General features: G+C 36.9%; 13 protein-coding genes and 3 pseudogenes. 5 read left to right on the forward strand and 11 right to left on the reverse strand.

Going from position 1 to position 17197, the window contains the following annotated elements:
- Nucleotides 1–3 precede the first annotated feature (3 nt).
- The 3 genes and pseudogenes from ATCC51562_RS01960 to ATCC51562_RS01970 all read right to left on the reverse strand — a co-directional run bounded on the left by ATCC51562_RS01960 (nt 4) and on the right by ATCC51562_RS01970 (nt 3423).
- Nucleotides 4–1245: an ArsS family sensor histidine kinase gene (locus ATCC51562_RS01960; protein WP_021090943.1), complete on the reverse strand. Its 1242-nt coding sequence runs from the start codon at nt 1243–1245 to the stop codon at nt 4–6.
- A complete protein-coding gene (locus ATCC51562_RS01965) occupies nt 1245–1922 on the reverse strand; it encodes a response regulator transcription factor (RefSeq protein ID WP_021090796.1) in 678 nt (225 codons plus the stop codon). Before ATCC51562_RS01965 ends, ATCC51562_RS01960 begins: the two co-directional genes overlap by 1 nt.
- 97 nt (nt 1923–2019) lie before the next feature.
- Nucleotides 2020–3423 (reverse strand): annotated as a pseudogene (locus ATCC51562_RS01970) (Do family serine endopeptidase).
- 155 nt (nt 3424–3578) lie between these two features.
- Between ATCC51562_RS01970 and ATCC51562_RS01975 the strand changes: the two are divergent.
- The 3 genes from ATCC51562_RS01975 to ATCC51562_RS01985 are packed head-to-tail and all read left to right on the forward strand — an operon-like array spanning nt 3579 to nt 6482.
- Entirely contained in the window at nt 3579–4475 is an 897-nt protein-coding gene (locus ATCC51562_RS01975) for a DnaJ C-terminal domain-containing protein (protein WP_021090570.1), read from the forward strand.
- A 3-nt stretch (nt 4476–4478) separates the two neighbouring features.
- Nucleotides 4479–4853 carry a heat shock protein transcriptional repressor HspR gene (locus ATCC51562_RS01980; protein WP_021090676.1) on the forward strand — a complete coding sequence of 125 codons (375 nt, stop codon included), beginning with the start codon at nt 4479–4481 and terminating at the stop codon, nt 4851–4853.
- A 3-nt stretch (nt 4854–4856) separates the two neighbouring features.
- Complete coding sequence (locus tag ATCC51562_RS01985; RefSeq protein WP_021090872.1) at nt 4857–6482, forward strand: cation:proton antiporter; 1626 nt, start codon at nt 4857–4859, stop codon at nt 6480–6482.
- Between the two features lie 103 nt (nt 6483–6585).
- Here ATCC51562_RS01985 and ATCC51562_RS01990 read toward each other — a convergent pair whose 3' ends face one another.
- From ATCC51562_RS01990 to secA, 3 genes and pseudogenes are all read right to left on the reverse strand, one after another.
- Nucleotides 6586–7785, reverse strand: coding sequence for an ABC transporter permease (locus ATCC51562_RS01990; RefSeq protein WP_021090655.1), 1200 nt, complete (start codon nt 7783–7785; stop codon nt 6586–6588).
- A 52-nt stretch (nt 7786–7837) separates the two neighbouring features.
- Nucleotides 7838–7939: pseudogene (locus ATCC51562_RS09950) on the reverse strand (SEC-C metal-binding domain-containing protein); the annotation flags it as partial.
- A 108-nt stretch (nt 7940–8047) separates the two neighbouring features.
- A pseudogene (secA, locus tag ATCC51562_RS01995) lies at nt 8048–10444 on the reverse strand (preprotein translocase subunit SecA); the annotation flags it as partial.
- Nucleotides 10445–10541: 97 nt separating this feature from the next.
- On the opposite strand from secA, the gene lolA reads away from it, so the two are divergent.
- The gene (gene lolA / locus ATCC51562_RS02000) at nt 10542–11054 is read left to right on the forward strand and encodes a LolA-like outer membrane lipoprotein chaperone (protein WP_021090819.1); all 513 of its coding nucleotides are present in this window, start codon (nt 10542–10544) and stop codon (nt 11052–11054) included.
- Nucleotides 11055–11080: 26 nt separating this feature from the next.
- Here the strand turns inward: lolA and ATCC51562_RS02005 are convergent, their stop codons facing one another.
- The 5 genes from ATCC51562_RS02005 to ATCC51562_RS02025 all read right to left on the reverse strand — a co-directional run bounded on the left by ATCC51562_RS02005 (nt 11081) and on the right by ATCC51562_RS02025 (nt 16487).
- Complete coding sequence (locus tag ATCC51562_RS02005; RefSeq protein WP_021090947.1) at nt 11081–11620, reverse strand: hypothetical protein; 540 nt, start codon at nt 11618–11620, stop codon at nt 11081–11083.
- On the reverse strand, nt 11617–12936 hold the full coding sequence (locus ATCC51562_RS02010; RefSeq protein ID WP_021090788.1) for an ATP-dependent DNA helicase: 1320 nt from the start codon (nt 12934–12936) through the stop codon (nt 11617–11619). The genes ATCC51562_RS02005 and ATCC51562_RS02010 overlap by 4 nt, the downstream gene beginning before the upstream one ends.
- Nucleotides 12937–14946, reverse strand: a complete 2010-nt coding sequence (locus ATCC51562_RS02015) for an SH3 domain-containing protein (RefSeq protein ID WP_021090850.1) — start codon at nt 14944–14946, stop codon at nt 12937–12939.
- 231 nt (nt 14947–15177) lie between these two features.
- On the reverse strand, nt 15178–15624 hold the full coding sequence (locus tag ATCC51562_RS02020; RefSeq protein ID WP_021090936.1) for a DUF523 domain-containing protein: 447 nt from the start codon (nt 15622–15624) through the stop codon (nt 15178–15180).
- Nucleotides 15621–16487, reverse strand: a complete 867-nt coding sequence (locus ATCC51562_RS02025; protein WP_021090894.1) for a D-amino-acid transaminase — start codon at nt 16485–16487, stop codon at nt 15621–15623. Before ATCC51562_RS02025 ends, ATCC51562_RS02020 begins: the two co-directional genes overlap by 4 nt.
- A gap of 104 nt (nt 16488–16591) precedes the next feature.
- Between ATCC51562_RS02025 and ATCC51562_RS02030 the strand changes: the two genes are divergently transcribed.
- Complete coding sequence (locus ATCC51562_RS02030) at nt 16592–17095, forward strand: hypothetical protein (protein WP_021090515.1); 504 nt, start codon at nt 16592–16594, stop codon at nt 17093–17095.
- Nucleotides 17096–17197: the final 102 nt, after the last annotated feature.

The following is a 17197-nucleotide window of genomic DNA, read 5'->3' on the forward strand; positions in this document are numbered from 1 at the left end:
TATTTAAGTCACTATTATATCTTGTAAATTTTCAAAAACAAAGACATTCATTCCATTTTTGTATTCGTATCTAAATTTGAGTCCATGAGCATCAAGTATATTGCTAACAATATATAAACCTAGGCCAAAACTCTTTTGCGTATCCTCTCCTTTGATAAATGGCTGGATATAAAAGTCAAGATCATTTTTTAGCTTCTCGCCTTGAGTTATAAATTTCATATGATCCTTGCTAACAACGATATTTACGTGCTTATCAGTTGAATATTTTATGCCATTGTCTATCATATTTTTTATAGCAACTGAAAATAGCTTGAAATCAACGAGCACCCTAACCTCATCAAGCTCACTGACACCAACACACTCTTTTTCTACCATGGCTATATCGATGGCCTCATCGATGAGATCCCTCATAAAACATGGCGTTTTACTGCTAAGTCCTATTTTTGATGTTATTTGCTCTATCGCTGCAAGTTCGTTTATCAAATTTTCAAGCTTGTGAAAGACAGAGATTAGCCTCTCTTGATTTTTGCTTTTTTCTATCATTTGAGCGGCTATTAGGCCTTTTGTGATAGGAGTTTTTAGCTCGTGCATTATATTTCTTAAAAAAAGATGCCTTGAGTCATTAAGCGCCTTGATCTGACAAACTGCCTCATAAAATGCCTCTGAAACCTCAGAAATTTCATCCTTGCCGTTGCCAACATTTTGCACGCCATCAAGCTCACCATTTGCAAATTTTACGATCTGACGCTTTAGCTTTCTAAGTGGTTTTATCTTATAGATAACAAAAATGTAAGCACCTAGCAAAATGACCGCAACCACCAAAAAAACAGCCTTTATCACCTCGTATCTGTAAGGCTGAAATTCTTTATCCATTAAAAGCTTTAGCTCGTCTAAATGCTCAATCCTTAAGTAATGATGCTTATCATAAAGCAAGATCGCACTTGAGCCTAGATCACTTGAAATTTCTTCTAAAACGGTCGCTTGTTTTAAAATTTCATCCTTTTTCTTCTCGTCTTTGATCTCTGGCATATCGATATTTGAAAGCTGGCGGTCGTACTGAGCTTTATTTATGATGCCACCCATATAAAATAAATTTGTCCTAGCAACGTTTGAGTATTTGTTATTTAGCTCTCTTGTATAGTTTTGCTTATCAAAGCCCATGAGCCATAAAAAAGCTAGAAATATCGAAACGAGCGCAAGAGCAAAGATAAAAGTTATGGTTATAAAAATAGACGATCTTGGCATCAAAGAACCAATTTATAGCCGATACCGCGGATCGCGTGGATGTATTTTGGCTCTTTTGGATTTTCATTTAGTTTTTGGCGAATCCTGCCGATGATGACGTCAATACTTTTGTTTGAGCTATCTTCATTTATGCTCTCGCAGTTATAGATGAGTTCCTCTCTAGTAACCGCTCCGCCCTCTTTTAAAAGTAGATATTTTAAGATGTCGTATTCTGCGGCAGTTAAATTTAGTACGTTTCCTTTAAATAAAATTTCATGTTCAAATTCTTTTAAAACTAGGTCTTTATTTAAATTTCTCGCCTCACTTGCTGGAGTGATGCTCTGCCTTCTTAGATGACTTTTGATACGAGCCAAAAGCTCTTGTGGGTCATATGGCTTTGGCAAATAATCATCTGCTCCGTTATCAAGAGCATTTACCTTATCTGTTATATCATGCCTTGCACTTGATATGATAATAGGGATATTGTGATTTTTCCTGATCTCTTTACAAACTTCCAATCCATCCATACCAGGCAATGTAAGATCTAGTATCACTAAGTCAAACTTACTTGTATTTAGCGTAGAAAGTCCGATATATGGCTCTTCAGCAGTTACTACTTCAATATCGTAGTTTTCTAGATATTCAGTTAAAATTTCAGCAAGCTCCATATCATCTTCTATCATTAAAATTCTAGTCATGATCTTTCCTGTTGTAAATTTATTTTTAAGGATTATAGCAGATTAAGATTTTAAAAATTTAAAAGAAAAAAGAGCTGAAATTTCAGCTCTTAGATGATTATTTTATAACAAGGCCTTGTATGATACCACCGCGATTTATCCACACTAGCGTCTTTTTACCTTTTGTATTTTTGACCGTATTTGCAAATGTTTGAAGATCTTTTATACTCTCTTCGCCAACTTGAACGATCACATCACCTCTTTCAAAGCCAAAGTCTTCAGCTTTTGAGCCTGATTTCACATCAGTTACTAGCACGCCTTGAGTATCTGGGCTGATTTTGTATTTATATCTTATCTCATCGCTTAGATTACTGACGCTAAGTCCTTCGATGATAATGCTTTTTGCTATGTCTTTTGAATTGTGATCAGCGTTTGCAAGCTTGATTTTTGCATTCATTATTTTATTTGATCGCTCGTAAGTTATATCAACACTACTATTTGGAGTTAGTGAGCCAATGAAATTTTTAAGATCATTTGCATTTTTTATGGCTTTATCATTAGCTGATATGACCAAATCGCCTCTTTTTAGCCCAGCCTCATCTGCTGGCATGCCTTGCTCTACGCCACTTATTAAAGCACCCTCTTTATTTGTATAAAGCTCTTTTTGCTCGTCAGTTAAATTTGCAATCGTAACGCCTATAAAGCCACGCTAGATCTTGCCGTCAGTTATCAGCTTTTTAGCGATATCTTTGACCATATTTGATGGGATTGCAAAACCAATGCCGTTATTGCCACCACTTTTTGAAAGTATGGCTGAGTTTATTCCAACCAAATAGCCCCTGCTATCAACCAAAGCGCCGCCTGAATTTCCTGGGTTTATAGAGGCGTCTGTTTGGATAAAATTTTCATATTGATTAAGGCCGATATTATCTTTATTTAGGCCTGAAATGATACCTTGAGTGATACTTTCACCAACGCCAAATGGATTACCTATTGCAAATACAACATCTGCATCAAGTAGCTTTGACGAGTCTGCAAAAGTGATCGCGTTTAACCCGTTTGCTTCTATCTTTACGACGGCTAGATCGGTTTTTGGATCACTTCCTATTAATTTGGCTTTAAATTCTTTGCCACCATTTGCAAGAGTTACGACTATTTGATCACTATCTTCTATAACGTGGTTATTTGTAACGATATATCCATCATTTGAGATGATAACACCAGAACCAAGCGAAGTAGTTTTTTCTTTTTCTTTTGGTTTTGCAAAGTTAAATCCAAAAAATTCATTGAAGAATGGGTCATTAAACATCTGCTCAATGCCTGCGTTATTTACTGTTTTTGTAGTTGAGATATTTACAACTGAAAGTTTTGCCTGAGCGATCGAGTCATAATAAGAAAGTACGCTATTTTTATCGCTAAGTGGCGAGACTCTCGTGATATTAGAGTTAGCTTCATTAAATTTAATATCAGCCCCCACTAAAAAAGAAGCTGCTACTAATGAAATTAGCACAATCTTTTTCATTTTTTTCCTTTAAACTAAAAATTTTTGCAAATTATAAATATAGTGAAAAAATAAAATCTTAACACTTTTTCTTGTTATTAAACAAAAATAAACTTGACTTGCATAGACTAAAGCTTTGTGATATAATCCGTATCAAAAAAATATAAGGAGAATATATGAGTGAAAGCTTGTATGAGACTTTAGGGGTTTCAAAGGGTGCCTCAAGTGACGAGATAAAAAAAGCTTATAGAAAACTTGCTAGAAAATATCACCCAGACATCAACAAAGACCCTGGAGCAGAAGATAAATTTAAAGAGATAAATGCCGCTTATGAAATTTTAAGCGACGATAAAAAACGAGCTCAATACGACCAGTACGGCGATACTATGTTTGGCGGTCAAAATTTCCACGACTTTGCTAGTAGTTCAGCCGATATGGGCGATCTAAATGAAATTTTAAAGAATATCTTCTCAGGTAGCTTTGGCGGCGGTGGAGCTAAATTTAGCAGCGGATTTGGTAGCAATTTTGGAGGATTTGACGGATTTAGTAGTGGTGGATTTGGCTTTGGCGGAGCTGATCTAGACGTAAATGCAAAAATTTCTATACCATTTGACGTAGCTGTAACTGGCGGTGAACATAAGATAAATTTTAATGGCGAAAGCATTAAGATAAAAATTCCAAGTGGCATAGAAGGCGGCGAGAAGCTTCGTGTAAAAGGCAAAGGTAAAAGCGCTGGTGGTCAAAAAGGCGATCTTATACTTGCTATTAGCGTTGAGCCAAGCGACGAATATGAAAGAGTTGGAGACGATCTTTATAAAGATATAGAAATTCCACTAAAAACTATGCTTTTTGGCGGAAAAGTCGATGTACATACTTACAAAAAAGATGTCACGATTAAGATCGCTGAGAACTCAAAAACAGGCACAAAGATCCGCTTAAAAGGATATGGTGTGCAAAATAGAAAGAGCGGAATTTATGGCGATCTTTACTTAAAAGCCAGGGTAAAACTTCCAAATATCAGTGAGCTTGATGAAGGCTTAGTAAAAGAGTTAAAAGAAAAATTACCGGAGTAAAAAATGCAAAATTATGAAGAACCACTTTTTTTAATAAGCGTTGTTGCAAAGGTTTTGAGCATACATCCACAAACTTTAAGACAATATGAAAGAGAGGGACTTATCGAGCCATCAAGAACAGATGGCAAGATGAGGCTCTACTCACAAAAAGACGTTGATCGCGTAAAAACTATACTAAATTTAACCCGCGAATTAGGTGTAAATTTAGCCGGCGTTGATGTGATACTTCAGTTGAAAGAAAAAATTGACGATTTAGAATCAACTATTGATGAGCTAAATAAAAAATTACACGAAGCTACCAGCCAAGCTAGCACAAAAAGATCGCTCGTAAAAAGAAAAAATAGCTTTGATCTAGTCTTTTATGAAGGTAAAAAATAATTTATGGAACAAATTTTAGAAGGCTTCTTGCTTGTTGCAGCGATCTCAGTTGCATTAAACGTCATTTTTAAAAAATTTCAGATACCAACTATTATCGGCTACATCGTAACAGGTACGCTTATATCAGAATTTTTCAACCTAAAAAGCAATGATGAAATTTCTCATATCGCGGAATTTGGTATCGCGTTTTTGATGTTTACCATTGGGCTTGAGTTTAGCTTTAAACACTTAATGGGAATGAAAAAAGAGGTTTTTTTAAACGGTGGCTTACAGGTTTGTTTAAGTGGCTTTATAATGGGCGTTATGCTTTATTATGCCCTTCACTTAAAAGACGAAACGGCACTTATTGCAGGTCTTGCGCTTGCACTCTCATCAACTGCGATCGTGCTAAAGACGCTAAACGATAGTGGCGATGTAAGTAAAATTTACGGCAGAAAAGCACTTGGAATTTTACTATTTCAAGATATTGCAGTCATTCCTATTTTGCTTATGATAGATATGTTTAGCTCGCAAGATGCTTCAATAAATGAGCTTTTGCTAAAGACATTTACAAGTGCGATTATTCTTATTGTTGTGCTATTTTTACTTGGTAAATATGTTATCAACTGGATATTTTATAAAGTCATTCAAACAAATTCGCAAGAAGTTTTTATAGCTACGATTTTATTTATGGTCGTTGGCTCCAGTACTTTGGCTCACTTCTTTGGCTTCTCATACTCTTTGGGTGCATTTTTAGCCGGTATGATGATGGCTGAGACACAGTATAAACACCAAATCGAAGTTGATCTCATACCTTTTAGAGATTTGCTCTTAGGGCTATTTTTTATAACCGTTGGTATGCAAATAAATTTTGCTGTAGTTATCTCAAACATCTGGCTTGTTCTTGGCCTAGTATTTAGTGTCATGGTGATAAAAGCAGTTGTCGTTTTTGCTATCTTAAACATCTACTTAAAGCGAAGAGTTGCTGCAAAAACTGCACTTAGTGTTTGTCAAATAGGCGAATTTGCACTAGCTGTTTTTGGACTAATGACTACTAGAAATTTACTTGATATACAAACTGCTCAAATTTTTATCGCAGCCTCAGTTGTGTCGATGTTTGCTACGCCTTTTATACTTAAAAAACTAGACGCAATAGCAGACCTCATAGAACGTGAGATCGTTGTTGAACCAAATGAAACTCTAAAGCCGCAAAAAATAAAAAATCACATCGTAGTCTTTGGCTATGAAAGGCTTGGACAAGAGGTCGTTTTAAGGCTAAAAGAGACAAAGCTTTTATACCTTGTGCTTGATAATGATATTAGTCTAGTTGAGCTTGGTAGGAGCCGCGGGGAAAATGTATTTTTAGGTAATGTTCTTCAAAGCCACACACTTGAAAATGCCTGCCTAAGCGATGCAGCCGCTGTTATTATAACTGTTAACAATGAGCAAAGAGTGGAGCTCATCGCGCAAAAGATAAAAGACTACGGTGTAAATACCCAAACTATAATAAAAATAAATGGTGAGGGTAATAAAGATATTTTTGGTGAGTTAGGTAAAAATTTCCACCTAATAAACGAAGAGCGTGTCATGGCAAAAACACTCGTACACGAGGCTCTTCAATGCAAAATCGATCATGATATAAGAGCGTAAAAGTATAAATTTATCCTAGAATTTTTACGAGTTTATGTTCGGTTTTAAAATAATCTTTTAAAAATAACTTTTACAAGCAATGAGTAAGCCTAAATCTCTAGGCTTACTCATTTCTTAACGTTTGAAGCACATTTACTTCCGTGGCTTTTTTAGCTGGGTAATAAGACGATATAGCCACGATAAATACAGCTCCAACTACAATAAGCACAAGATCGATGGTTGAAAGCTCGAGTGGTAGTTTGCTTGAGCCATAAACGTCAGCCGGCAAATCTATGATGTTGAAATTTCCAAGTAAAAATAGCCCCAAAAAGCCAAGTATCAAGCCAAATATAATGCCGCTTCCGCCTATTACTAGCCCTTGATAAAAGAAACTTCTTTTTATCTCACCTTTGCTAGCACCAAGTGCTAAAAGCAAAGCGATCTCCTGCCTGCGGTTCATCACTGTCATTAGCAGCGAGCTTATGATATTTAGCGACGCCACAAGTATAATTAGCATCAAAACGATAAAAAGTGCTCGTTTTTCAAGTGCGAGCGCTGAGAAAAAATTGCCATTTTGCTCCCACCAGCCAATAGCTACCGTGCCAGCCGGAAGTCCCTCACGCACTCTTTTTATATCATCAAATGGCTTATTTGAAAAGATATGAATTCCATCATAAACGCCTTTTGGATAGTCTAAAATTTTCCTCAAAGCATCAACTGAAGTATATGAAAATGCCTTATCATAGGCGATTAGCCCAGATGTAAATGAGCCACCTATATCAAAGCGCTTCATCTTTGGTGTTAGCGAAAAGCCAGCTGGATCGGCCTTTGTAAAGATAAGCGTTAATTTCTCATCATTTCTTAGTCTAAACTCACTCGTTATGCCACTTCCCACAAGTATCTCAAAACCATCTAGCTCTTTATCTTTTAAAGCTTCATTTACGACTGAGTTTATCTGTTTTTCATCTTTAAAATTTACGCCATAAACCAGTCCGCCCTCAAGAGCATTTGCCGAGCGGTAAATGACCTGTGTGCTTATAAATGGACTAAATTTTAGGTCGCTAAATCTAACCTTGAGCTCATCAACAAAATCATCATCAATAGAGCCTTTAAAGGCACTTTGAACGGTTATTGGATAGTTCATCGTAAAAAGTTTGCGCTCAAATTCCTTATCAAATCCATTCATAATAGCCATCGCAACGATCAAAACCATAAGCCCTATGCTAACACCAAGAAAGGCGAGCAAGGCACTTAGAGTGATAAATGGCTGAGTTTTATCAAATCTTAAATATTTAAAAAGTAGGTACTTTGGTAAGCTTGTCATTAAATAGCCTTTAAAAGATTAAGGCGCTTTACACGCCTTAAAAGTAGAAATTTTAAGCAAATATGCCTTTTTTAGGACCACTTTTTCCGTGGCAATCTTTATATTTTTTACCGCTTCCACAAGGGCATGGAGCGTTTCTTGGTATCTTTTTTTCAGGCGTAAATTTATCGTCCTCGCCTTGGTTGTTGTAGCTTAAATTTTCATTTTCAGCATTTTGACTAGCTTCAAGCATCATTCTAGCTTGCTCTTCTTGCTCCTCACGACTCTTAAATCTAACAACCTGAAGCGTCTTAACACTCTCACTTTTTAGCCTACTAACTAGCTCCATAAAGAGGTTATAGCTCTCTTTTTTGTATTCAACAAGCGGATCTTTTTGATTATACCCTCTAAGGCCGATACCAGTTTTTAGGATATCCATTTGATAAAGGTGCTCTCTCCACGCATTATCAAGCACTTGAAGGTATAAAATTTTCTCTATCTCTTTTCTTTGATCTTCATTTAGCACGCTCATTTTTTCGTTATATCTTACTTCAAAAATTTGTGCAAGCTTTTCTATTAGCTCATCATACTCTAGACCTTTTAACTCACTCTCGTCTATTTCTTCACCGCAGTCTGCAAGGATGATAGAGCATAAATTTTTAATATCAAAGTCATCTTTCAAGCCGCCATGGAAAATTTCAGCCGCGTCAAGTAAATTTGCAGCGTACTCTTTTCTATTTTGAGCTATCTTTTCGCTCATATCGTAGTTTTTATCAAGTAGCTCGTCGCGGTATTTATAGATAGTCTTTCTTTGCTCATTTGCCACATCGTCATACTCAAGCAAGTGCTTTCTAGCCTCAAAGTGCAAGCTCTCAACTTTCTTTTGGGCGTTTTCAACAGCCCTTGTTACCATTCGACTCTCGATGCTCTCGCCCTCGTCGATACCAAGCCTATCCATGATCGCCTTTATGCGGTCGCTACCAAAAATTCTCAAAAGATTATCTTCAAGACTTAGATAAAATCTACTCATACCAGGGTCGCCTTGACGTCCAGCACGACCACGGAGCTGATTATCTATCCTTCTACTCTCGTGCCTTTCGGTACCGATGATATATAGACCGCCTAAATTTCTAACCTCATCATCGATCCTGATATCAACACCGCGTCCTGCCATGTTTGTGGCGATAGTCACAGCACCTTTTACACCAGCTTGTGCGATGATCTCGGCCTCTTTTTCGTGGTTTTTAGCATTTAAGACAGAGTGTGGGATGCCAGCTTTTTTAAGCATCTCATGAAGCACCTCACTACGCTCGATACTTGCAGTTCCTACAAGCACTGGCTGACCTTTTTCGTGAGCTTTTTTAATCTCGTCGATGACCGCTTTAAATTTCTCGTTTTGAGTTTTGTAGATAAGGTCGTTTTGATCGATCCTCTTAACTGGCACGTTTGTCGGGATCGAGATAACTTCAAGGTTATAAATTTGAGAAAACTCAGTAGCCTCAGTCTGAGCCGTACCAGTCATACCTGCAAGCTTTTTATACATCCTAAAGTAGTTTTGATATGTTGTATCGGCAAGAGTTTGGCTCTCTTCTTGAATCTTCACGCCCTCTTTTGCCTCAAGTGCTTGGTGAAGCCCCTCACTAAAGCGTCTGCCTTCACTTAGGCGTCCTGTAAATTCATCAACTATGACAACCTCGCCATCTTTTACGACGTAATGAACGTCTTTTTCAAAGAGATTGTGAGCTTTTAGAGCTTGATCTAAGTGGTGGCTTAGCACGGCGTTTTCAAGGTTGTATAAATTTTCAACTCCAAAGAGCTTTTCAGCCTTGCTTATGCCAGCTTCTGTGATCATTATCGTTCTATTTTTTTCATCTACTATAAAATCCCCCGTTGGCTTTGAGCCTGGTACGTTTGGATCAGCTGGAGTGCCTCTGGTAAGCTGTTTTGCGACTTGATCAGCTCTTATGTAACCATCAAGTGTGCGGTTTGTTGGACCAGAGATTATAAGTGGTGTTCTAGCTTCATCTATCAAGATACTATCGACCTCATCGACGATAACGAAGTTATGGCCTCTTTGCACCTTTTGACCAGCTTCAAATTTCATATTATCACGCAGATAGTCAAAGCCAAATTCTGAGTTTGTGCCGTATGTTATGTCAGCGTTATAGGCAGCTTGCCTTACCTCGTCGTCGTATCCACCACTTAGTATCACATCAACGCTTAAGCCCAAAAAGTTATAAAGCTCGCCCATTTGCGTCGCGTCACGCTTTGCAAGGTAGTCATTTACTGTTACTACATGCACACCCTTGCCACTCATCGCGTTTAATATAACTGGCAAAGTCGCAACCAAGGTCTTACCCTCGCCTGTCTTCATCTCAGCGATCCTGCCCTCGTTTAGCACCATGCCGCCTATTAGCTGCACGTCAAAATGGCGCATCTTAAGCACCCTTTTACTAGCCTCTCTAACGATCGCAAAGACATCATTTAAAATTTGATCTAAAGTGACTTTCTCTTCGACGACTTGGGCTTTAAGCTCGTTAAATTTGATCTTAAGCTCATCATCGCTCATCTTCTCATATGTAGGCTCTAGCGCGTTTATCTGCGCCACGCGTTTTATGTATTTTTTGACTTCTCTATCGTTTTTCGTGCCAAAAATCTTTCTAAATACCGATGAAATCATTACTTTACCTTCCTAAATTTTTAAACTTTGGATCTTAGCATAGTTTAACTATTTATTTAATTAAACTGGGCTAGAATACGCCAAAAAAGGATAAAAAATGAGAAAATTTTTAGTTGCATCTCTTGTCGCAGTTTGCTCATTTGGTTCTGGCTTAAATTTTAAAAGCCTGCAAAGTGACTTTACGCAAACTGTATTTAGCGAAGGCAAAAGTATAAATTATAAGGGTAGATTTTACGCGAAAAATGACAATACTGCACTTTGGATATATGAAAGTCCAACGCCAAAGAGAATTTATTTTAACAAAGAGCGTGTGATCGTGATTGAGGACGAGCTTGAGCAAGCCATCATTTCAAAGCTTGATGATACGCCAAATTTGACGCAAATTTTAGCTCACGCAGAGCAAATTCAGCCGACACTTTATAAGGCGATATATGACGGAGTTGAGTATTTTATAACTATTAAAAACACGCTTCCAACGACGATTGACTATAAAGATAAACTTTCAAATAAAATAAAAATAACCTTAAGCAATCCAGTAAAAGACGCGCTCATACCGCAAGAGACGCTAACTCCTGTCATTCCTCAAGGTTACGACATCGTAAATCAATAAATTTGGCTAGCTTTAGCCAAATTTACTCACTTCTCTCCAAAATCTTTTCCAAATTCTTGAACATTATTTAGATCAATAGGCTTTTGAACTACATCATTTGGATCTGGCGAAATGATGATCTCATTGCCCTTTTTCTTCTTTTCTGGTTTTGTTACAATCTCTTCATTAGCACTTGGATCGGAGCATAAATTTTGGCTTTTTATTGCTTTTATGATCTCGCTTAGCTCAAGATTATTTATCACTTTTATATTTAAGATAAGCACATCATCAATATCAAGAGAGTGCTTTTTGGCTGCGTATTTTATGAAAAGCTCTTTAAATTTCTCTTTTCCCATTGAGGTTAGGATATCCTCCACGTAAAAGCTACCAACTATTATGTTTAAAGCATCAAGCACATACGCTTCATTTTCTTCAACGTCACGTCCGACAACTTCAAGGTTCATATTTATCTTTTTTGTTAAATTTTGTCCAGCTTTTGAGTAGATATCTGTTTGAAAATCTCTTACTTTTAGCACGTCTGCAAATACAAAAACACAAAAAGCAAGGCTTAAAAATAGCTTTTTCATAAATTCTCCTTAATATGCAAAAATACGTTTTCTTGGTAAAATTTCTTAACTTCGTCGTCAATTTTAACCACTTTTCTTAAATGCTGCCTAAAATCACTTTTTTTATCATAAAAAAGTTTTAAATTTTTAGGACTTATTGCACGAGAAAGTGCGACATAGAGTTGTCCTTTGGCAAAAATGTGGTTGATATTACAAATGAGCGAGTTTATGCTCATTCCTTGAGATTTATGGATAGTTAGAGCGTAAGCAAGCTTAAATGGAAACTGATAGAGCGATGCCTGTACATTTTCTTCGATCTCATCTTCGTTTAAATTTAAAGAACTAAATATATAAGCGGCTTTTTCTATCTCACAAATTTCGCCGCTATCTTTTTTCACGATCACGCTTGAAATGACGCCATTTTCTTTTAAAATTTGCATGATCTTGCCTTGCTCGCCGTTATAGTACTCGCCCCATTTATTTGAAGTAAAGATGATTTTTGCACCTATCTTCATCTCCAAATCCCTTGAGATATTTAGCGTATTTGCCCATTTTTCAAACTCTTTTTTATCTAAATTTTCATCCAAAATGCTCACATCTGAGTTTGAAATTTCAAGCGGCGTGCCAAGCTCTGAAAGCCTTTTTTGATTTAGCATTTCAGCCTCGGCGTTTCTGCCAAAAAGCACACTCGTATCATCATCTGGCTCTATCTTGGCCACTCTTAAACTCTCTATATAGCTCATTATTTCATCATCTAGCTCGCCTACCCTTAGGCGGGAGAGAATTTCGTAGAATTTAAGATCGCTTGTACGCTTTGAGACCAGTAGCTCGACATTTGTAAATTTCATATCCTCCCACGCACTGGAGTTAAAAGCGTATAAAAAATTAAAAAGCCTATTTTCGTTTTGCTCCTTTTGCACTGGAGGAAGCTGATAAAAATCACCCACTATAAGCACCCTACCTTTAAATTTGGAAGTAAGTAAGCGGTATCTTATCATCTCCATTAAATCTGAGCTCACCATTGAAATTTCATCAATTACAAGCAGATCACATGCATCTAGCATATTTCTTAGCTTGCTTAGTTTGTCTTTTTGATGATAGTCAAAGTGCCTTAGCTCCTCATAGTCCTTACAGTAGCCAAATTTAAAAAAACTATGCAAGCTAACTCCTCCAAGACTAACGGCACTTATGCCAGTTGAGCCAAGGATTATGACGTTTTTAAAATTTTCTTTGTAGTGTCTGATGACAGAGGCAGTTAGATAGCTCTTGCCAACACCGCCACCGCCTGTTAAAAAGACGTTTGAGTGAGATAAAATTTCTAAAATTTGCTCTTTCATCTACTCAAACATCTCTGGGCGATACTCAAAGTGCATCGTATCAAAGTGCTTCCAGCGTCCACCCCAGATAAATTTATGTTTTTCAAAAACACGCACTATCTTTTCAGGAATTAGGTTTTGATAGCCATTGCTCCACTGCCAATAGTGGCTCTTTTTCACATTTATATCGATCGCAATGCCGTAGCTGTGAGCGCTCAAGCGGTTTGTGCCAGCGATGATGCGCCATTTAAATGTCCCGCCTGGATCTTTTAAATACTCAAGCAAGCTCGCATCACTTTTTACCATCTCATTTAGCTCATTGCTTACGTCTTGCAAGGCGGCTGCAGCTCCATTTTTAGAGTTAAATGGTAGTTTCAGCGCAAGGCTATCTTTTAGCCAAATGACATCTACTAAATTTGCCTTTACCGCGCTCTCGCTTGAGCCATAAATTTTGCCTAAAAGCTCGTAGTTTCTACATCTACCAGCATCACTTAAAGACGCGCTAAGTGGCGCAAACGCAGCGTAATCAAGCGCGTTCATATCCTCTATGTCAGCCCCAGTGCTACACTCATCATCTTTTTGTTTAAAGTCATCATAGACAAATATTACTCCATCACCGAATTTGACCAAATTATCCTCAACCTTAACACCATAAGCCCTTTGTAAAGCTGAAATTTTTCTAGCTTTATCACTTATTACACTTTCGGGCTTTATCACATTTATAGAATCGACCTTTGAAATGAGCAAATTTGAGTTTTGTATATCGCTTCTATTTTGTCCGATATTTAGCGTAGTTACTGCCGTAGCACCGATTAGCGCACGGCCGTTGTTTTCAGTCTTTATCCCCCAAGCGTCATGCACCACGTAGATATCATCGCCCTTGTATCCAGCATAAAGCATGATATGCCCTGGCAGATGCACAAGCGTAAGATATGGCACGCCTTTTTCTTTTATCTCTTTTGTCTTAGCGGCGTTACTAAGTCCTTTTAGATCAAATTTTTGTCCCATATTTGCTTGAGCTCTTGAGTTTCTGGGCAACCACACGCCAAAACTTGCTAGCAAATCTTTGGTAAAAAGCGAGCAATCCCTTAGCTTATCGACCCCACCCCAACCATAAGGCTGAGTAAGAAGAGAGCTAATAAGTGTTTTTAGATTTGAGTCATTAAATTTAAGAGGAAAAAGAGCGCCAACAGACTTTGGCAACACAAATTCTCTCAAGAGATTTCTTACATAAATTTTTCCGTAGTAGTTTTTACTATCCTGCGCCAAAACAGGCAGTATCGCTCCAACTCTTGAATAAAATAAAAAATTTCCAGCCTTGTCATAAACTGGCATTTTATCCGTTTTTATAGTCACAAAACTTGACTTTTGATAGGCATTTGCCTCATCATCGCTTATAAATTTTATATCCTCGACCTTTACCCAGCCCCAAACCGCATCATCGCTAACAAACGCCCATGCCCTGTCTTTAGAAAGATGTGACACAAAAAGTGGATGAGCGATGCTTAGTGTTGATTCTTGCAGATAATCAAACGGATAGCCCTCTCCTGGAGTTTGCGGATTTAAAAATATCGGCTCATCGGTTGGAAAATTTCTTAAAGCTGTGTTTGCCGAAGTTAGAGCATAAGCAGAGATGCTTGAAAGAGCTGAAAAATTTGCATTGTCCTTTTGTGTGTCAAACCAGCTTTGTGGTATCTGCCTAAAATTTGAACCAAAATACTTTCTCTTTTCGCTTGGCTTATATATATTAAATGCCCAAAAGACATCGTTTGGATTAAATTTTACGCCCCTTAATGTAAAAACCTTAAACCTTCTTTTTAAAATTTCCTCTTGGTCAAAGCTTGCACTTTGCATATTTTGCGGTAGCGACGAGGCATCTTGCCTCATTTCAAAATCAAGCAAACTAATGCGTTCATTTGGCTTATATACATTTTCATCTGGTAAAGAATTTTGCAAACTTGGCTTTGGCTGGGTCTGCGAACATCCCAAAAATAAAGCAACACTAAATGCTAAAAATATACCCTTTTTCAACTTTTTTCCTTATCCTTAAATATAGCTTCTACAAATCAAAACAAAAATATAAAACAACTTTTCATCGTTATTTTTACAAATTTGCCTCATCGTCTCATTCTTTTTTACTTTTATATCGTTTGAGCTTTTTCATTAAAGCCTCGCCTACTTTTACATCATTGAGAGCATTTACAAAACCTTACCACGACGCACTTAAAGATCACCTCAAGCATAATGTTGTCTTTTAGTCTATCAAGCATCAAGCCCTGCTATCTCATCTTCGCCGTAAACTAAAATTTCATTTTCTTTTAACAGTTTTGCTGTGATACCATCGCCCAAAATAAGTCTCTTACTAAAGCTTCCATCATAAATTTGCCCACTTCCACAACTTGGACTTTTTGATTTTAAAATAGCCTTTTTACAACCATTTAGTTTGGCTATCTTTAGGCAAATTTCTGCTCCTTTTTTAAAATTTTCACTCACATCTTTACCTGAAAATTTACAAATAACTGCACCATTTTTCATCTCAGCTGGTTCCCTTGGCGTACTAAGCCCACCATAAACCTCTGGACAGATAAAAAGCAGATGATATCTCTTTGAAATTTCATCTAAAACATCTTTATTTAAGAGATTATTTTCGCCGTTAAATTTACAATTTATGCCGACTAGACAAGCACTTATTAAGATTTTTTCTCTCAAAGCCCGGCTTCTTTTAAAAGTTCACCAGCATAAATTTCACGAAGTTTGCTTGAAATTTTTCCCACTTTTGCGCCATTTATCGCCTTGCCATCAGCATAAACGACTGGTAGGAGTATGAGCGTCGCAGCCGAGATAAAGACTTCATCAGCGCCATAAACTTCATCCATGCTAAATTTTCGCTCCTCTATCTTAAGGCCAATATCTTTAGCAATCCTTAAAAGTCTCATACGGCGAATCCCTGGCAAAATTTCATTTGAAAGCGGTTTTGTGATTAGAGTTTTATCCTTGATGATAAAAGCACTTGAGCTACAGCCCTCTGTAACAAAGCCATTTTCTACCATAAAGCCCTCATCTGCACCCTTTTTGTGAGCTTCATTTTTAGCGTAGCACTGAGCTAGAAGTGAGATAGACTTGATATCACGCCTCTTCCACCTAATATCCTCGACGCTTACGACTTTTATGCCAGTTTTTGCAGCAGGATTATTTAAAATTTCACTCTCGTAGCAAAAGATAAAGACGCTTGGTGTTAAATTTTCTATGAAATAGAAATTTCTAAATGCCACGCCTCTTGTTACTTGCATGTAAATTCCGCCCTCTTTTAAGGTGTTTTTAGCGATTATCTCGTTTAAAATCGCTTCAAATTTTTCCTTTTCGTAGGGCAAGCTTATATCTATCTCGTTTAAGCTTCTTTCAAATCTCGCCCAAAATCCATCTTTATCAACCATTTTTGAATTTATCACAGGCACAACCTCATAAATTCCATCGCCAAATATAAATCCTCTATCAAAAGCACTAACTTTTGCCTCGTCTTTTTGCAAAAATTCTCCATTTAAAAAGACGGTTTGTAAAGCTTGATCTGCCATTTTTAGCTCCTTAAATTTTGGGCAAATTGTATCTAATTTTGTTTGAATTTATAGATTCTTAGATATAATGAGCCAAAATTTCAAAGGTAAAAAGTCTATAAAAAATGCAAGAAACTTTAAAAGATAGAATCATAAAAAACGTTTTTTTTGTTTCAAAACAGCCAGTTTTATTCAGGGATCTACTTGAAGCAAATGCCCTTTTTAACGAAGGTATGCTAATAGATGGAGCAAAGCTAAATTTTAGATTTAATCACATCAAGCTCTATCAAATTTACGCACTTATCTGTTTTGTCATTTTATTTCCATTGTTAATCATCACGCATCATTTTTTAGCAAAAACTGACGCACATATATCGATAATAGCGACTGCTGTCGTCACTTCGGCCGTTTTCATTGGCTTTGATATGTTTAAAGTTTGGGCAAGAAGAGAGATAAGCCACGATCTTATCAAGAAAGCTTGGAGCGTGCATTTTCCTTATTTTAGCTATGAAAAATACTCAAGCAAGGTCGAAGAAATTTATAATACTGCTATAAAAAATGACATATCAAAAAAAGATTTAGAACAATATATATATGAAAAGCTAATCTCTCAAAAAGAGAGTAATTAATTAGTAAGTTAAGCTAGGCTTTGTTTATTGAGCTAATTTTATTTTTGTGCAGTTATATACAAAATGGCTATATTATTTGCCAATATAATTGAATCGCCAAGA

Origin of the sequence: Campylobacter concisus ATCC 51562, from assembly GCF_000466745.1 — a bacterium.
Lineage (GTDB): Bacteria > Campylobacterota > Campylobacteria > Campylobacterales > Campylobacteraceae > Campylobacter_A > Campylobacter_A concisus_B.

Bases quoted from the DNA above. Each gene is read 5' to 3' on its own strand.
- ATCC51562_RS01960 (WP_021090943.1), bottom strand. From the start codon at position 1,245: ATGCCAAGATCGTCTATTTTTATAACCATAACTTTTATCTTTGCTCTT.
- ATCC51562_RS01965 (WP_021090796.1), bottom strand. From the start codon at position 1,922: ATGACTAGAATTTTAATGATAGAAGATGATATGGAGCTTGCTGAAATT.
- ATCC51562_RS01975 (WP_021090570.1), top strand. From the start codon at position 3,579: ATGAGTGAAAGCTTGTATGAGACTTTAGGGGTTTCAAAGGGTGCCTCA.
- ATCC51562_RS01980 (WP_021090676.1), top strand. From the start codon at position 4,479: ATGCAAAATTATGAAGAACCACTTTTTTTAATAAGCGTTGTTGCAAAG.
- ATCC51562_RS01985 (WP_021090872.1), top strand. From the start codon at position 4,857: ATGGAACAAATTTTAGAAGGCTTCTTGCTTGTTGCAGCGATCTCAGTT.
- ATCC51562_RS01990 (WP_021090655.1), bottom strand. From the start codon at position 7,785: ATGACAAGCTTACCAAAGTACCTACTTTTTAAATATTTAAGATTTGAT.
- lolA (WP_021090819.1), top strand. From the start codon at position 10,542: ATGAGAAAATTTTTAGTTGCATCTCTTGTCGCAGTTTGCTCATTTGGT.
- ATCC51562_RS02005 (WP_021090947.1), bottom strand. From the start codon at position 11,620: ATGAAAAAGCTATTTTTAAGCCTTGCTTTTTGTGTTTTTGTATTTGCA.
- ATCC51562_RS02010 (WP_021090788.1), bottom strand. From the start codon at position 12,936: ATGAAAGAGCAAATTTTAGAAATTTTATCTCACTCAAACGTCTTTTTA.
- ATCC51562_RS02025 (WP_021090894.1), bottom strand. From the start codon at position 16,487: ATGGCAGATCAAGCTTTACAAACCGTCTTTTTAAATGGAGAATTTTTG.
- ATCC51562_RS02030 (WP_021090515.1), top strand. From the start codon at position 16,592: ATGCAAGAAACTTTAAAAGATAGAATCATAAAAAACGTTTTTTTTGTT.